This window comes from Streptomyces sp. NPDC088730 (assembly GCF_044751215.1).
Taxonomy (GTDB): Bacteria; Actinomycetota; Actinomycetes; order Streptomycetales; family Streptomycetaceae; genus Streptomyces.
Window position 1 is genome coordinate 315,285 of the sequence record NZ_JBIVLK010000003.1, and the last position, 14,906, is coordinate 330,190.

Annotated in this window: 13 protein-coding genes; 3 read left to right on the forward strand and 10 right to left on the reverse strand. The window is 73.8% G+C overall.

Annotation, left to right across the window (positions count from 1 at the left end; all coding sequences use genetic code 11):
* Positions 1 to 153: 153 nt before the first annotated feature.
* The 5 genes from fxsA to ACIP89_RS13320 all read right to left on the reverse strand — a co-directional run bounded on the left by fxsA (position 154) and on the right by ACIP89_RS13320 (position 7,858).
* Entirely contained in the window at positions 154 to 369 is a 216-nt protein-coding gene (gene fxsA / locus ACIP89_RS13300) for an FxSxx-COOH cyclophane-containing RiPP peptide (RefSeq protein WP_402114876.1), read from the reverse strand.
* Between the two features lie 163 nt (positions 370 to 532).
* Complete coding sequence (locus ACIP89_RS13305) at positions 533 to 4,021, reverse strand: SAV_2336 N-terminal domain-related protein (RefSeq protein WP_402114877.1); 3,489 nt, start codon at positions 4,019 to 4,021, stop codon at positions 533 to 535.
* A 7-nt stretch (positions 4,022 to 4,028) separates the two neighbouring features.
* The gene (locus tag ACIP89_RS13310; RefSeq protein ID WP_402114878.1) at positions 4,029 to 5,051 is read right to left on the reverse strand and encodes an AAA family ATPase; all 1,023 of its coding nucleotides are present in this window, start codon (positions 5,049 to 5,051) and stop codon (positions 4,029 to 4,031) included.
* Positions 5,052 to 5,210: 159 nt separating this feature from the next.
* The gene (locus tag ACIP89_RS13315) at positions 5,211 to 7,220 is read right to left on the reverse strand and encodes a trypsin-like peptidase domain-containing protein (protein WP_401927785.1); all 2,010 of its coding nucleotides are present in this window, start codon (positions 7,218 to 7,220) and stop codon (positions 5,211 to 5,213) included.
* A 56-nt stretch (positions 7,221 to 7,276) separates the two neighbouring features.
* The gene (locus ACIP89_RS13320) at positions 7,277 to 7,858 is read right to left on the reverse strand and encodes a CU044_2847 family protein (protein WP_402114880.1); all 582 of its coding nucleotides are present in this window, start codon (positions 7,856 to 7,858) and stop codon (positions 7,277 to 7,279) included.
* Between the two features lie 163 nt (positions 7,859 to 8,021).
* Between ACIP89_RS13320 and ACIP89_RS13325 the strand changes: the two genes are divergently transcribed.
* On the forward strand, positions 8,022 to 8,207 hold the full coding sequence (locus tag ACIP89_RS13325; RefSeq protein WP_018102711.1) for a DUF6104 family protein: 186 nt from the start codon (positions 8,022 to 8,024) through the stop codon (positions 8,205 to 8,207).
* Between the two features lie 130 nt (positions 8,208 to 8,337).
* On the opposite strand, the gene ACIP89_RS13330 is transcribed toward ACIP89_RS13325, so the two are convergent.
* Entirely contained in the window at positions 8,338 to 9,198 is an 861-nt protein-coding gene (locus ACIP89_RS13330; RefSeq protein ID WP_402114882.1) for a hypothetical protein, read from the reverse strand.
* A gap of 175 nt (positions 9,199 to 9,373) precedes the next feature.
* On the opposite strand from ACIP89_RS13330, the gene ACIP89_RS13335 reads away from it, so the two are divergent.
* Entirely contained in the window at positions 9,374 to 10,231 is an 858-nt protein-coding gene (locus ACIP89_RS13335; protein WP_401920600.1) for a DUF4097 family beta strand repeat-containing protein, read from the forward strand.
* 1 nt (position 10,232) lies between these two features.
* Positions 10,233 to 11,267, forward strand: a complete 1,035-nt coding sequence (locus tag ACIP89_RS13340; protein ID WP_402114884.1) for a helix-turn-helix transcriptional regulator — start codon at positions 10,233 to 10,235, stop codon at positions 11,265 to 11,267.
* A 105-nt stretch (positions 11,268 to 11,372) separates the two neighbouring features.
* Here the strand turns inward: ACIP89_RS13340 and ACIP89_RS13345 are convergent, their stop codons facing one another.
* From ACIP89_RS13345 to ACIP89_RS13360, 4 genes are all read right to left on the reverse strand, one after another.
* Positions 11,373 to 11,945 (reverse strand): Clp protease N-terminal domain-containing protein, encoded by a 573-nt coding sequence (locus ACIP89_RS13345; RefSeq protein ID WP_402114886.1) that lies wholly within the window; start codon positions 11,943 to 11,945, stop codon positions 11,373 to 11,375.
* Complete coding sequence (locus ACIP89_RS13350) at positions 11,945 to 12,154, reverse strand: helix-turn-helix domain-containing protein (RefSeq protein WP_402114888.1); 210 nt, start codon at positions 12,152 to 12,154, stop codon at positions 11,945 to 11,947. Before ACIP89_RS13350 ends, ACIP89_RS13345 begins: the two co-directional genes overlap by 1 nt.
* Positions 12,155 to 12,186: 32 nt before the next feature.
* Positions 12,187 to 13,158: a zinc-binding dehydrogenase gene (locus ACIP89_RS13355; protein ID WP_402114889.1), complete on the reverse strand. Its 972-nt coding sequence runs from the start codon at positions 13,156 to 13,158 to the stop codon at positions 12,187 to 12,189.
* A gap of 227 nt (positions 13,159 to 13,385) precedes the next feature.
* Complete coding sequence (locus tag ACIP89_RS13360; protein ID WP_401920607.1) at positions 13,386 to 14,606, reverse strand: NADP-dependent malic enzyme; 1,221 nt, start codon at positions 14,604 to 14,606, stop codon at positions 13,386 to 13,388.
* Positions 14,607 to 14,906 lie beyond the last annotated feature (300 nt).

Below are 14,906 nucleotides of genomic sequence, written 5' to 3' on the forward strand. Positions count from 1 at the left end.
TCGCGCGGCGCGGGCAGACACGTCCCGGACGATGATGTCCTGATCGGACTCGCCCCGGGCCGAAACCGTCCGCCGGGCCGCGGTCCGGGCGGCGGTACCGCGAGACGGCCCACAGGCCCCCGCTCCGGTGGCGCCACCGCGGGGCCGCCCGTCTCAGAACGCGCTGGTGAACCCCCAGAGCATTTCCCTGGGCTGTTCGGCCCGGCCGCGCAGATCCGCGACCACCTCGGCCAGCACCGGGTGGTGCAGGGTCCGCAGGGTCTCCAGATCGAGACCCAGCAGATCCGGCAGCGCGCCCTCGGCTCCGGACGCGCCACCGCCCGTGCCGGCGGGCACTGCCGCCCCGTCGCTACGTGTCGACTCGTTCATCACGCCTCCCCGTACTCAGCACCGGGCCGCCCGTGCCGCGCTCGTCGTTGAGCGCGCACCGCGGTCCCGCGTCCCTGACCCGCTTCGTCCCGCCGCCCGTGCGGTCACCCGTCGCGCGCCGGCCCGGACGCACGGCCGTGCCCGGGTGCTCGCCATTGAGCACTCAGCGCTCAAGCTCGGCCAGCCGCTCCGCGGTCCGGTCGCCCGCGGCCGCGCCGCCGTTCGGCAGCTTGCGCCACTCCAGGCGGGCCGCCCGGTAGGCCTCTCGCGCGGCCCGGGGGCGCCCCGCTCTCTCATAGGTCATACCCCGCCAGTGGTTGGCTGTAGCACCCAACTCGACTGCTTCCCAGAGCTGTTGCGGACTCTCCAGCTCCGTTTCCGCCGTCGCGGCGGAAGCGGCGGCCGAGCGGAAGGCCTCCGCCGCCTCGTCGCGCCGGGTCGGCCGGGCCAGCGCGTCGGCGGCCTCCAGGAGCGCCCGGCCCAGCTCCAGCCAGCAGCGGGCGGCGGTCAGCGGGTCCGCGGCCTCCTGCGCCGCCAGTCCGAAGAGGTACTCGGCCTCCCGCAGGTCGACCCGGTCCGCCGTCGCCCGGTGCCGCAGCATCAGGGCCCGGCCGAGCATCAGCAGCCGCGCCGACTGATGCGGGCCGCCGGACGGCGTCTCGGTCCGGCAGTCGCGCAGCACGCGCACCGCGGCCCCGATGTGCGCCGCACCGTCCGGGAGTTCGGCGCGGCGCAGCAGCGTGCCGCCCCACTCGGCGAGCAGGTCGGTGTGGGCCCGGGAGTCCCGGGGGGTGCCCCGGGCCGCCCGTGCGAACCAGTCGGCGGCCGCCACCAGCTCGTCCGGGTCGCCGGTGTGCTCGTAGCGGGCGACCCGGACCCGTCCGGCCCTGGTCTGCAACTGGGCGCGCTGGCGCTGCTCCCGTACGGTCTCCAGCGCCTGGCCGGTCAGGGTCGCGGCCTCGTCCGGTTCCTCGCCCGAGGCCAGCAGCGCGTCCACCAGGTCCAGCACGATGCGGACCTCGGTGCCCATGGTGTGCCGGCCGCCCTGGGCGAAGGCGGTGCGCAGCGATCGGGCGGCCTGCGCGGCGAACTCCCTGGACTGTTCGGCATCCTCGGTGGCGCCGGCCAGCTTCAGCAGTGTCCGGCCGTGCTGGAGCGGGAGTGCGGCCGGCCGGTTCTCCTGGTCGGGCCAGGAGTCCGCGAAGGCCTCCAGCATCCCGCAGGCGCTCTGCAACAGGGCGCTGTCCCCGTCGAGCCGCCACTGCGCCTCCAGGGCCCGCACCCGCTCCAGGGTGAGCCGCAGCGCCTCCGCCGGTGCGAGGCCGGGGGCGGCGCAGGCGGCGGTGTACTCGCGGTCGGCGCGCCGCAGCAGCTCCAGGGCGCCGCGCCGGTCGCCGCGGCGCCGCCGGTCGTCGGCCGCGGCGTGCAGCACCTTGGCCAGCACCGCCCGTTCGCGTACCGCACCGGGAACGGCGGCGGCCCGCTCTGCGGCGCGCTCGGCCTCGCGGAGCAGTTCGCCGCCGCCCTGCACCTCCCAGAGCCGCAGGACGCAGCGCGCGTACTCGGCCCAGAGTCCGGGGTCGACCGACTGGCGCGGGCCGTTCTCGGTCGCGCCGCGCAGGAGCTGGACCGCGTCGATCAGGCGCTGCACCATCTTGTCGGCCTCGAACTGCCGGACCAGCTCGCGGGCCCGCTCCACGACGGAGGTGGTGCCGGGGGGCGGCGGTCCGGGGACGGGGGGCTTCGGCGGGATCACGAATCTGGGGGGCACGGGCATGAATCGCTCCAGTACGCGGGCTGCGACCTCGGCAAAGGCATGGGGCGCGCGGGGGCCGGCGCGCCTCCCCGCCACCCCGTCCGCCTCGTTCTCCTCGCTGTCGTCGCTCTCCTCCTTGTCCTCGCCCTCGTCACCCTCGGCACCGTCGTCGTCGGGCTCCCGGTACCCGGTGCCCGCGTGTCCGGTGGCGTACGGGGAGCCGTCCGCCCCCGCGTCGCCGAGCTGGGCGAAGGCCAGTGCCGGGAAGTTGGGCCCGCCCTTGCCGAACCGCGTCTCGATGTACTGCGAACAGTGCTTGAGTACGAGCAGTGCCTCGTCCCGGCCCAGCGGACCGAGCAGCGCCTCCTGGACGCCGGGCTCGAACGCGTACCACTGGCCGCGCCCGCCGGCCGCGCCGTCGACCCGCGAGAGCAGTCCGCTCAGCAGCACCTCGGCCAGTTCGGAGGGGCCCGACTGGGGCAGCATGGTGCGCTGCACGAGCTGCATCACCGGCAGGTAGAGGGGCGCGGCGGCGAGGTAGACGGCCAGCTGCCCCGCGGCCGGTGAGGCCGTCGACCGGAAGCGGCTGACCAGCTGGAGCGAGGACAGCGTGGCGCCGGAGCGCTGGACGGCCGCCGGGGGCTGGTCGGCCCGCACCCAGCCGACCGCTCCGGAGATCCGGGCGGCACCGGTACCGGAGAGCAGCCTGGCCCAGGCCGCCAGCGCGTCCGGCGCGGGCGGGAGGACCGGGACAGCGAGGGCGCCGGGGTGCACGGCGGGGCCGGTTCCGGCGTCCTCCGCGACCTTCAGCAGGGTGGCTCCGGCGAGGCCGTCACCCCGGGACAGCGAACCGAAGGTGACCGGCAGCCGGGTGCGGTTCCACATGCGCTGCGGCAGCGGCTGGAGCACGGCGACCGGGGCCTGCCGGGCGAGCTGGTGCAGCAGCCGGTGGGCGCGTCCGCTGTGCCAGAGCGGCCCGGCGCAGTCGCTGATCACCACGGTGACCCGGCGTCCGGTCGGATCGCTGAGCCGGTCGGCGGAGTGCAGCGGGGCCGCGGCGGGGTCGGAGCTCCGGCTGACCGTGCAGCCGCCGTCCGGGCCCTGGTGCAGATAGCGCACCTGCACATCCCGGAAGGCGCCCAACTGGCCGAAGATCTGCTGGAGTTCGCCGAACATCCGGTCCCACACCAGCATGGAGGACGAGGCGTCCATGACGCACTGGAGGATCGCGTCACCCCGGCCGACGCCGCGGAACACCGGCATGACCATGCCGCCCGCGCGGGCGCTGCGATCGGCGGTGGCCGTCTCGTCCAGGGTGCGGCGCAGCGGGGCGGAGACGGGGCGGTAGCGCTGCAACGGGCGCAGCGCGCGGGTGAGTTCCAGGGGCGCCGGGAGGACCGGGGCGGCCGGTACGCCGAGCGCGAGTTCGGTGCCCCGGGGCTCGGCCGGGGATCTGCGGCGGCCCGGCGCGCCGCCCGCGTTCCGGCCGCCTCCGTCCCGGTCGATTCCGGAGCGCGGGGCGCCGGGGTCGGGGTACAGGGCGATGCGTCCGTCGGCGGCCGGCCCGTCACCCGGCTCACGGTCCTCCTCGGGCCGGCCGGTGTCCGTGACGCGGCCGCCGCCCGCGCCCGACCCCTCCCGCACTCCCGGGCCGGCCTGCTCCCGCGGGGTCAGCGCGTCCGGGGACGGCGCCCCGGGCCCGTCCCCGTCCTGCTCCGGGCCGCCGGGCGGACCGGTCCGGCTCGCCAGCCAGAGGGCGTCGCAGAGCTGTTCGACATCGGGGTCGAGCCCGGCCCCGCGCAGCCGGGCCACCAGCGCCTGCAGGAGCTCTCCGTCGTACGGCTCGGGGGCACCGGCCGCACCGGGCAGCGCGACGGCGTCGTCCGCCCCGGGCATCAGCACCTCACCTCGGCCGGTCGAGCCGCTGGATGAGCAGTTCGGCCAGCCGGTCGCGGCCGGCCGGCGCAGCGGCGTGGGTGAGGTAGATGGCGTTCAACAGCTGGTCCGTCGCGAGGAGTTCGCTGCGTGACCGTTCCAGGAAGCGGGTGATGAGGTCCTCGCTGGAACGGGCCGCCTCCTCGCCCAGATGGGCCTTGACGAAGGAGGCCAGCCGCTTGTGGTCGGGGCGGTCGAGCTCCAGGTGGATGCAGCGGCGCATCAGTGGGGCCGGGAAGTCCCGCTCGCCGTTGCTGGTGAGGACGACGAACGGGAACGCCCGGCACTGCACCCGGCCGCCCTTGATCCGCACCTTGTTGCCGTCGTGGTCCAGCACGTCCGCCTCGCCGTCGGGCAGCCGGTCCACGATCCGCTCCAGCTCGGGAATGGCGAACTCGCCCTCCTCAAGCACGTTGAGCAGATCGTTCGGCAGGTCGATATCGCTCTTGTCGAGCTCGTCGATGAGCAGCACCCGGGGCCGGTCCGAGGGCAGCAGGGCGGTGCCGAGCGGGCCGAGCCGGATGTAACTGCCCACGTTCTGGGCCGGGTCGGCTCCGGCATCGCCGTTCGCGGCCGCGTGCGAGGCGATCTGCACGTCCTGCAGCCGGGCGATCGCGTCGTAGTGGTAGAGGCCGTCCAGCAGTGTGGAGCGGCTGACGATGGGCCAGCGCAGCACCTTGCCCAGTTCGAGCTCACGGGCGACCGAGTGGGCCAGCGTGCTCTTCCCGGCCCCCGGGTCCCCGGTGACGAGCAGCGGCCGCCGCAGATACAGCGCGGCGTTGATCATTTCGAGCTCCTCTGCGCCCGGCCGGTGCTCCTCCGCTATGCGCCCGGGGATGCCGAGCCGGCGGTCGACGGAGTCGCCCCCGTCCGCCGGGGCGCCGCGGCCCCCCGAGAAGTCACGCCAGGGCGGCGGGGGCGGCAACTGTGGTAAACCGTCGTGCGGTTCACCGATCCCGCGGTAGATGAGCCACTCGGTGGGTTCACTCATAGCGTGGTCCTCGTGTCACTCGTCCGCCGGGTGCGGCAGCTGGTCCGCCGGGGGACGGCAGCCGTCGAACGTGCTTTACCGTAGCGATCGGGCGCACCCCCCGTAAGAGGACCGGCACAGTCCTCAGGGGTCCGATCGACTGATGACCGGCGCGTCTGGTCACGGCGCCTCCAGGAACTCGTCCGAACCGGGCAGCGGATGGTGCGGATCGTCATAGAACAGGGCGATTCCATCGGACCAGTACGTCTCGGGACGTTCCGCACTGACTCCCTTTCTCAGCTCCAGCATTTTCAGCGGCAGCACGTCACGGGACCGGGCGTCAAAGACGGCCTCGGTCACGCGTCGGTGGAATTCCCGGCAGACCGTGTCGGTCTCCGTCGGCCGCCGTTGCAGCAGGGCCACGCCGAAGCCCGATTCCAGCACCCGCACCACCCCGGCCGTGATCTCGGGGTCCGGCCGGCTGCCGTAACGGCAGAGCACCGGCACGCTTTCGTGGGCCAGGGTGCCCAGTTGCGCGGCCTCCGGTACTCGTACCCGCATTTCGTTCTCGCAGTCGACGACTTCGGCCCGCGTCCCGCCGCCCTGGGTGAGCTTCCAGCGCGCCAGGCGCTCTTCGGCCGGACCGTGGACGGTGCTGCGCAGCACCACCGGGCGTACGACGCCGAGCGGCAGCCCGTCCGAGGGGAGCGTCCAGCGGTCGACATCGAGGCCGAACAGCGCGGGCGTGACGGCGACCTGGAGGAGAGCGGGGCTGCCCGGCTCGTCGCACTGCCGGAAGGCCTCGGTCAGCGCGGCCGCGAGCCGGTCCGGCAGCGGGTCGAGCGCGGCGCCCTGGCTGTCCTCGTCGACGGGCAGCATCTCCCCGGTGTGACGGGCGACCCCGATCCGCCAGTCGTAGCGGTCCCGGGCCCAGCCCTGGGGCTCCAGCGCCAGTAGGACACAGGGGCGTTCACCAGGGCGGCCGGCCCCGCCCGTCCGGGTGACGGCCCGGCGGCGGTTCTCCTCCAGGCGCAGCCGGACGGCCGCCCACTCCATGGCGAGCTGCCGGCGGAAGTCCCGGGACAGCTCTTCCTCCGCGATCCGCTTCACCCACTCCCACAGCGACTTGGCGGCGGTCCTGGTGGAGGGCACGTCGAAGGGGCGTTCCGCGGCGAGGACGCCCATGCAGTAGCGCAGGACCAGTTCGAGCGGGGCGTCCCGGTCGCGGGCGCGGGTGTCGTACAGCGCCCCCAGGCCGTCCCGCCAGCCGCGCGGGGCCGGGCGGTGGTCACGGGAGTGGACGCCGGGCAGCGTGTCCAGGAGGACGAGCAGGCCGCGGGTGCTGACCGGCGGCGGGAACTCGGCGAGCCGCCCCAGCAGATCCGCCCGCCGCTTGGGGCCGAGGACGCCGCCGGGCGGGTACGCCAGCTCGCTCTGCACATCGGCCCAGGTCCGCTCGGTGCTGGCCGGGCTGTTGTGCCGGTCCGCGTGGTAGCGGTCGTGGGCGTGGAACACGGACTGGTAGGTGTCGTCGGCCTCGGTCTCGACGGGCGCGGACGGCACCTTCAGGGTGCGCAGCCGCTCGATCCCCACGGCTGTGCCGCCCTGGTGGTTGTCGAGCCGCGACTTGATCACGCCGACCACCTCGCCCCGGGCGAGATCGACCACGGGTCCGCCGGACATGCCGGGCTCCAGCCAGTCCCCGTCGAGCCGGACGACCTGTTCGGTGTCGTCCGACGCGCCGTAGGCCCCCTTCACCACGCAGACGCCGCTGCGCTTCAGCAGCCCGCCGCCCTGCGAGGGCGCCCAGCCCACGCAGTGGATCTCCCTGCTGCGGAGCATGGCCTCCGAGCGCTCGGTGACGTACACGCAGGTGTGCTCGACGGGCCGCTGGAGCTTGATGAGCGCGAGGTCGGGGGCCGGCCAGCCGGGGGCTCCCTGCGGACGGGCGCCGGGCATCGCGACGACGACCTTGCCGGGCACCTCGCTCAGTTCGGTGCTGTAGCGGTCCTCCTTGAACCACACGTTCACCACGCCCCCCTCCCCCCGCATCGCCACGTGCGCACACGTGAGGATCCAGCTCGGGGCGATGAAGAAGCCGCTCCCCAGGAACTCCCCGCTGGGTCCGTCCTGGGCATACCCGGCCCCGGGGTGATGGATGCGCACGGTGGCGTCGTGCACGAGGCCCATGAGCGCAGTCTCCGGCTGCCCCGGGCCCCCGTCCGCGCCCCCGTCGCCCTCCGGACTCATGTCCCGCCGCCGTCCGTGTCGCCCGCGCCGTCCGGACGCGCCGGGGCGCCGGGGGACGCACCGGCGGACGGGCCGGGGGGCGCGGGCGCCGGTGCGGCGGACGGGACCCCGGGGGGCGCGAACGGGACCGGCGGCACGGACACCGGAGGCACCGGGGACTGCGCGGGTACGGGGACGGGGGCAGGTACGGGGGCCGGCGGGGGCGGGTCGACGGGGGGCCCGCCGCCGTTCCAGGTGAGCGTGACCTTGATGGCTCCCTTGGCCTCGCCGTCCGCGAGGAGCCCGACGATCCGGCCCGACTTGGCGGTGAGCTCGATCCCGAACTCGACGCTCACCTCGTCCGGCCGCACGGCGCGCAGCGGCACGGCCAGCGAGCGCGCCACGCTGGTCACCACGGAGTGCAGACTCTCGACGCGGGCCTGCACCTGGTCCGCGATGTCACCGAACCCGGTGTCCGTGTACGTCGGACCGGAACCGGGCGCCGGACCGTCCAGTTCCTCGGCCCCCGAGATCCGGGCCCAGACCGGCGTGCCGTCCGGCATCTCAATGCGCGTAATACGGGCCACACTGTCGCCCATGACACCCCCCGTTCCCCAACTACCCGCAGGCTAACGGGCGTAGACCTCCGATGCGAGGGACACGGACGAGGACGCGGGGGCGCGGCGAACCGGTTCACGGGCCGCCCGGACGGCCGGGTCCCGCAGCCGATGCGGGCTCTCACCAGGCATTAAACTGGCCCGCATGTACTTCACCGACCGCGGTATCGAGGAGCTGGAGAAGCGGCGAGGCGAGGAGGAGGTCACTTTCGAGTGGCTCGCCGAGCAGCTGCGTACGTTCGTCGATCTGAATCCCGACTTCGAGGTGCCGGTCGAGCGCCTCGCCACCTGGCTGGCCCGGCTGGACGACGACGAGGACGAGGACGAGTAGGGCGCCGCGTCCGGCTGGACGACGAGGGCGAGCAGGACGCATCCCGCGCACCGGCGGACCGCCCCTTCAGCCGTCGGACGGGCCCGTCGGCCGCCGAGGCCGGATGATCCTCACGCCGAACCGCCGTCCCTCAGGCCGGCTCGTCCGCCGCCCCGCCCGGCCCGTCGGCCCTGATCCGGTCGTACGCGAGTCCGAGCGCGCCGTGCACCATCAGCAGGGCCCCGGCGAAGACCCAGCCACCGCTGCGCCGGCCGGCTCCCCAGAGGGCGAGCGGAAGCCCCGCGGCCAGCTGGGCGCCTGCCAGGGCGCGGGCCCTGGGGCCGCGCATCCAGGGGCCGACGCGACTGTTCTCCACCGCCTCCAGCTCGACCATGACGGCGTCGCGCCAGCCCGTCCAGGCGATCCGCTCGGCCGCGGGCCCGCGGCCGGCGCCGGCGGTCAGCGCGGCGGCGGAGTCCCCGGGGGCGAGCCCGGCCGGAAGTGTCAGGCCGATGCGGGTGAGGACGGCGAGCAGCCCGCGCAGCCGGGTGCGGGCGTCCGCCTCCGGATCGGGGCGGGTGAGGCCTTCGAGGACCTGGACGTCCAGTACGGGATCGAGCCCGAGCCGCTCGGCGAACGTACGCATCGCCTCGTCCTCGCCCACCGGCGTGCCGTCCGCGAGCCAGACGTAGCCGACCGGCCGGCGGAAGCCCGCGGCCAGGGTGTATCCGGCCCGGTCGCCGTCCCACCAGAGCGCCAGGACCGGCCAGGTGGAGCCGACCGCGAGTGCGGTGGCCCAGCCGCCCAGCACCCGGTCGACGGGCTCGGCCGACACCCCCGCGCCCTGCTCGGGCCGGTCCTGCCAGGGCGTTCCCCCGGGGACGAGGACGCTCCAGCCCTCGCCTGCGGGCGCGAGCAGCATCGGTTCGCGCAGCAGGTGGGCGACGGGCCGGACGGCCTCGGGCTCGGCCCGGCACAGCAGCAGTGCGCCCACGGGTGATGTCGCGTCCATGCCCCACACCGTAGGACAGATAGCCACGATTCATCACTCTTTGATGCGATTTGCTCCATCAACCTCACCCCGGCCACCTCTCCGACCTGTCTTGACTTCCCCAATCCGCGATATATCGTGTTCTGCAAGAGACGCGATATGTTGCGTCGTTCGCGCTCCCCGGGAGGTCAGATCCATGCCTGTGTCGACGTGGACCATCGCCGAGCCCAAGAAGCTCACCTTCGACGAACCCGTGACGGCGCTCAGCGTGCGCATCGTCAACGGGACGGTCAATGTCGTCGGCACCGACGAGCCGACCGCCAGGCTGGAGGTCACCGGCATCGAGGGGCCGCCGCTGATCGTGACCCAGAAGGACGGTGTCCTCACCGTCACCTATGAGGACCTGGCCTGGCAGGGGCTCCTCAAGTGGTTCGACCGCAAGGGCTGGCACCGCCACGCGGCCGTCTCGCTCGCGGTCCCGGCCGGATCGGCCGTGGAGGTCGGCGTGGTCGGCGCCGGGGCCTTCGTCTCCGGGATCCGCGGCCGTACGGACGTGCGCGGCGTCACCGGCGACACCACCCTCGTCGGACTCGCGGGACCGGTCGGCGCGGAGACCGTGTCCGGCAACGTGGAGGCCCAGGCCGTCACCGGTGATCTGCGCTTCCACTCGGTCTCGGGCGATCTGACGGTCGTCGAGGGCGCCGGGGCGTCCGTACGGGCCGAATCGGTCAGCGGCGACATGGTCCTCGACCTGGACCCGAACGGGAAGCCCACCGACATCCGGCTCACCACCGTCTCGGGCGAGGTCGCCATCCGGCTGCCGCACCCGGCGGACGCGAAGGTGGAGGCGAACACCGCGAGCGGCTCCGTCTCCAACGGCTTCGAGGATCTGCGGGTCGACGGCCAGTGGGGGTCGAAGCGGATCACCGGCACGCTCGGCTCCGGGAGCGGGACGCTGAAGGCGACCACGGTCTCGGGTTCGATCGCCCTGCTCCGCCGCCCACCGGTGGAGGACGAGGCACACGACGCCGAGCCGACCGGAAAGGTGCTCTGACATGCCCCCCGTATTCGCCCACGGCCGACTGCGCCTGTACCTGCTGAAGCTGCTCGACGAGGCGCCCCGCCACGGCTACGAGGTGATCCGGCTGCTGGAGGAGCGCTTCCAGGGGCTGTACGCGCCCTCGGCCGGCACGGTCTACCCGCGGCTGGCCAAGCTGGAGGCCGAGGGCCTGGTCACCCACGCCACCGAGGGCGGCCGCAAGGTCTACTCGATCACCGACGCCGGCCGCGCCGAACTCGCGGGCCGGACCGGCGAGCTCGCCGATCTGGAGCTGGAGATCCGGGATTCGGTCTCCGAGCTGGCCGCCGAGATGCGCGACGACGTGCGCGGAGCGGCCGGCAAGCTGCGCAGCGACATGCGCGCGGCCGCCGACGAGTCCCGGCACACCACCGGCTCCAACGGCTCAACCGGCTCCCGTCCGGGCGGGAAGACCGGCAAGGAATCCCCCTTCGGCGGGTTCGGGGACTTCGGCGGCCTCGGCGATCTGTCCGACCTCAGCGACAGGGAGGCGTGGCGGACCGCGAAGGAGGAGCTGCGCAAGGCCAAGCAGGAGTGGAAGGAGCAGGCCCGCCGGGCGAAGGACGAGTCCCGCCGCGCCCGCGAGGACGCCCAGCAGGCCCGCCGCCAGGCCAAGGAGGCACAGGACCGGGCACGCGAGCAGATGCAGAACGCCGCCCGCCAGGTCCAGGAGCACTTCGCCCGCGGCGACTGGCCGGCCGGCGTACGGGAGGGGCTGGCGGAGATCACCGGCCAGCTGAGCGGCATCGCCCGCACCGGCGGTTGGCCTCCCTACACCAAGCCGGAACCCTCGGACGCCGACCCCGACTGGGGCAAGGACTCGGGCGGCACGGGTGACCCGGCGCGCGATCTGGACCGGCTGCTCGACCGCTTCCGCGACGACATCCGGGACGCGGCCAGGGACCGGGGGGTGACGGAGAAGCAGCTCGCGGACGCCCGCCGCCACCTGTCGACGGCGGCGGCCCACATCGGGGCGCTCCTGCGGAAGGACCCCGACGGCAGCACGAAGTAGGGAACGAGAAACGACGCGGGACGACGAGGAACGGGGGACGACGGGGGACGACGGGGGACGACGGGGGACGACGGGGGACGACGGGCGGCCCGGGCCGCCCTTCACTCATCCCGCCCGGCGCTCCTGCTGCGCGCCGCCCTCCCCGTAGAGCGCGCGCTCGATCGCCGCGTAGCTCGCACCGTGCTCCGCGAGCACATCGGCGACGACACCGGGGGACGCGGCGAGGGCGAGCAGGACGTGCTCCTCGCCGATGAACCTGTCCCCTCGGCCGAGCGCGATGCGCAGCGACTTCTCCAGGATCCCCTTGGCCCCGCGGCTGAACCGGCCGCCGATCCGTTTGCGGCGGTCCGCGCGCTCGCCCCGCAGGGCCCCCTCGCCGTGCGCCTCCTCGATCCGGGACACGATCTCCGTGAGGTCGATACCGATGCCCGCGAGGGCGTCGGCGTCGGCCTTCGTCATGCCGCCGCGCCTGTGCGCGTCGGCCAGCGCGGCCTCCACCGACGCCCTGCGGCCCGTGAGACCCAGCGAGGCGGCGGCGAAGGAGGCCCGGCTGCCCTCCTGGTCCAGCAGGGCGAGCAGCAGATGCTCCTCGGTGACCGGGCCGGCACCGGCCCGGTCCGCATAGGTGACGGCGCCGGTCACGGTGGCGCGGGCACCCTTGGTGAATCGCTCGAACATCAATGCCTCCCGTACTTCTTGTGCACGGCCTGGCGGCTGACGCCCAGTTCGGCCGCGATCTCCTGCCACGACCAGCCCTTGGCGCGGGCGCTTCTGACTTGTACGGCTTCGAGCTGCTCCAGCAGCCGTCGCAGCGCGGCGACCGACCGCAGCCCCACCCGGGGGTCCTGGTCGCCGGCGCGTGCGGCGAGGTCCGTTGCTTCGGTCATGATGTCAACTTACATTGACACGATCCTGGATGTCAATCCTGGTTGACAGTCAGCACGATCTTGCCGAACTGGTCGCCCGAGGCGAGGCGTTCGAAGCCCTCACGCGCCCGGTCCAGCGGCAGCACCTCGTCGATGACGGGGCGCACCCCGGTGGCCGCGCAGAACGCCAGCAGGTCCTCCAGCTCGTCCTTGGATCCCATGGTCGAACCGACGACCTTCAGCTCCAGGAAGAAGATCCGGGTCAGCTCGGCGTGCGGGGGCCGGTCGCCGCTGGTGGCGCCCGAGATGACCAGCGTGCCGCCGGGGCGCAGGGACTTGACGGAGTGGGACCAGGTCGCGGCGCCGACCGTCTCGATGACGGCGTCGACGCGGTGGGGCAGCCGCGCTCCGGGCTCGTACGCCTCGACGGCTCCGAGTTCGACGGCGCGCTTGCGCCTGGCCTCGTCGCGGCTGGTGGCGTAGATCCGCAGTCCGGCGGCCCGGCCGAGCACGATCGCGGCGGTCGCGACCCCGCCGCCGGCGCCCTGGACGAGCACGGAGTCGCCGGGCCGTACCCCGGCGTTGGTGAAGAGCATCCGGTACGCGGTCAGCCAGGCGGTGGGCAGGCAGGCGGCCTGCTCGAAGGTGAGCTCTTTCGGCTTGGGCAGCACGTTCCAGGTGGGGACGGTGACCTGTTCGGCGAAGGTGCCCTGGTGGCGTTCGGTGAGGATGGAGCGGGGCTCGTCCGGGCCGACTCCGTGCCCGGTCTGGCCGATGACGGAGTGCAGGACGACCTCGTTGCCGTCCTGGTCGGTCCCGGCGGCGTCGCAGCCGAGGATCATCGGCAGCTTGTCCTCGGTGAGGCCGACGCCGCGCAGGGACCAGAGGTCGTGGTGGTTGAGGGAGGCGGCCCGGACGTTGACGGTGGTCCAGCCCGGACGCGCACCGGGAGCCGGGCGTTCGCCCAGCTCAAGGCCGTTGAGGGGGTGGTCGCGGTCGATGCGGGATGCGTAGGCGGCGAACATGGGGCCGACGATAGGCCGGGCGGCGGCCCGGCGTAACCGGCCACGGGTGTGACACGCGCCGCGCGTGGCGCGGGCGCCGTGGCGGCGCCCCGGAGCCCGCGCCTCGAACGCCGGCGAGGCCGGGAATCGCGCCTGCCGTTCGAACGGCGAGCGCGGGCGGAACGAGTCCCTCCGGCGACAGAGCAACGGGGGCCCGGGGCGCGGCCCCGGACCCCCGCGTCAGAACCTCAGCGCCGGGCCACGCCCTCCGCCCGCGCCGCCGCGGCGACGGCCGCCGTGACCGCCGGGGCGACCCGCTCGTCGAACGGCGACGGGATCACGTAGTCGGCGGCCAGCTCGTCGCCCACCACGTCCGCCAGCGCGGTCGCCGCGGCGATCTTCATGCCCTCGGTGATCCGGGACGCCCGCACCTGGAGCGCGCCCGCGAAGATGCCGGGGAACGCCAGCACGTTGTTGATCTGGTTCGGGTAGTCGGAGCGGCCGGTCGCCACGACGGCCGCGTACTTGTGCGCGATGTCGGGGTGCACCTCGGGGTTCGGGTTCGCCATGGCGAAGACGAACGCACCGGGCGCCATCGAGGCGACGGCCGGCTCCGGGACCGTACCGCCGGAGACGCCGATGAAGACGTCCGCGCCGGCCAGCGCGCTGTCCAGCGGTCCGGAGATACCGGCCTTGTTCGTCAGCTCGGCCAGCTCCCGCTTGACCTCCGTCAGGTCCTCGCGGTCCCGGCTGACGATGCCCTTGCGGTCGGCGACCGCGACATCCCCGAGCCCCGCCTCCAGCAGGAACTTGGCGATGGCCACCCCGGCCGCACCCGCGCCCGAGATGACGGCGCGCAGATCACCGAGACTGCGCCCGGACAGCTTCGCGGCGTTGCGCAGAGCGGCGAGCGTGACCACGGCGGTGCCGTGCTGGTCGTCGTGGAAGACCGGGATGTCGAGCCGCTCCTGGAGCCTGCGCTCGATCTCGAAGCAGCGCGGGGCCGAGATGTCCTCCAGGTTCACGCCGCCGAAGGACGGGGCGAGCCTGACGACGGTCTCGACGATCTCGTCCGCGTCGGTGGTCGCGAGCGCGATCGGCACCGCGTCGACCCCGCCGAACTGCTTGAACAGGATCGCCTTGCCCTCCATCACCGGGAGGGAGGCCTCGGGTCCGATGTCCCCGAGCCCCAGCACCGCGGTGCCGTCCGTCACGACGGCGACGACCTGCGACTTCCAGGTGTAGTCGTGGACGAGTTCGGGATTCTCCGCGATCGCGCTGCACACCTTCGCCACACCGGGCGTGTACGCGAGGGAGAGGTCGTCCTTGTCCCGGATCGGGACGGTGGCCTGCACGGCCATCTTCCCGCCCCGGTGGAGGGCGAAGGCCGGATCGAACGGCTCGTCGGTCGCACTGTCCGTGCTGTCTGTGCTGCTGTCGCTGCGAGGATTGACGATCTCCGCTGCCATGGTGTTGACCCCTTAAGTCTTCATCGTTTGAGGGTGGCCACTCCTGGTTGAGGAGGGGTGGGCGGGCACCGCGTACGTGCCCTGCGCCGGGCGGTTGGTCCGCCCGGCGCAGGGAGAGGTACGTACGCGCGGGCGCGCCGCACACGCGCCCTGAGCCCCGGATGAGGGGTGTAAACGTCTTTCATACCGGACGGACCGGGTCAGGGACGAGTCCATACCCGTTCGGTGACCTGACTCATAGCCCAATATCTGGACAATGTCCGCCACGCGAAGAATGAGTGTCCACTGTCCGAGACGCGC

Excerpts from the sequence above, each read along its gene's own strand:
- fxsA (WP_402114876.1), bottom strand. The coding sequence starts at position 369 with ATGAACGAGTCGACACGTAGCGACGGGGCGGCAGTGCCCGCCGGCACG.
- ACIP89_RS13305 (WP_402114877.1), bottom strand. The coding sequence starts at position 4,021 with ATGCCCGGGGCGGACGACGCCGTCGCGCTGCCCGGTGCGGCCGGTGCC.
- ACIP89_RS13310 (WP_402114878.1), bottom strand. The coding sequence starts at position 5,051 with ATGAGTGAACCCACCGAGTGGCTCATCTACCGCGGGATCGGTGAACCG.
- ACIP89_RS13315 (WP_401927785.1), bottom strand. The coding sequence starts at position 7,220 with ATGGGCCTCGTGCACGACGCCACCGTGCGCATCCATCACCCCGGGGCC.
- ACIP89_RS13320 (WP_402114880.1), bottom strand. The coding sequence starts at position 7,858 with ATGGGCGACAGTGTGGCCCGTATTACGCGCATTGAGATGCCGGACGGC.
- ACIP89_RS13325 (WP_018102711.1), top strand. The coding sequence starts at position 8,022 with ATGTACTTCACCGACCGCGGTATCGAGGAGCTGGAGAAGCGGCGAGGC.
- ACIP89_RS13330 (WP_402114882.1), bottom strand. The coding sequence starts at position 9,198 with ATGGACGCGACATCACCCGTGGGCGCACTGCTGCTGTGCCGGGCCGAG.
- ACIP89_RS13335 (WP_401920600.1), top strand. The coding sequence starts at position 9,374 with ATGCCTGTGTCGACGTGGACCATCGCCGAGCCCAAGAAGCTCACCTTC.
- ACIP89_RS13340 (WP_402114884.1), top strand. The coding sequence starts at position 10,233 with ATGCCCCCCGTATTCGCCCACGGCCGACTGCGCCTGTACCTGCTGAAG.
- ACIP89_RS13345 (WP_402114886.1), bottom strand. The coding sequence starts at position 11,945 with ATGTTCGAGCGATTCACCAAGGGTGCCCGCGCCACCGTGACCGGCGCC.
- ACIP89_RS13350 (WP_402114888.1), bottom strand. The coding sequence starts at position 12,154 with ATGACCGAAGCAACGGACCTCGCCGCACGCGCCGGCGACCAGGACCCC.
- ACIP89_RS13355 (WP_402114889.1), bottom strand. The coding sequence starts at position 13,158 with ATGTTCGCCGCCTACGCATCCCGCATCGACCGCGACCACCCCCTCAAC.
- ACIP89_RS13360 (WP_401920607.1), bottom strand. The coding sequence starts at position 14,606 with ATGGCAGCGGAGATCGTCAATCCTCGCAGCGACAGCAGCACAGACAGC.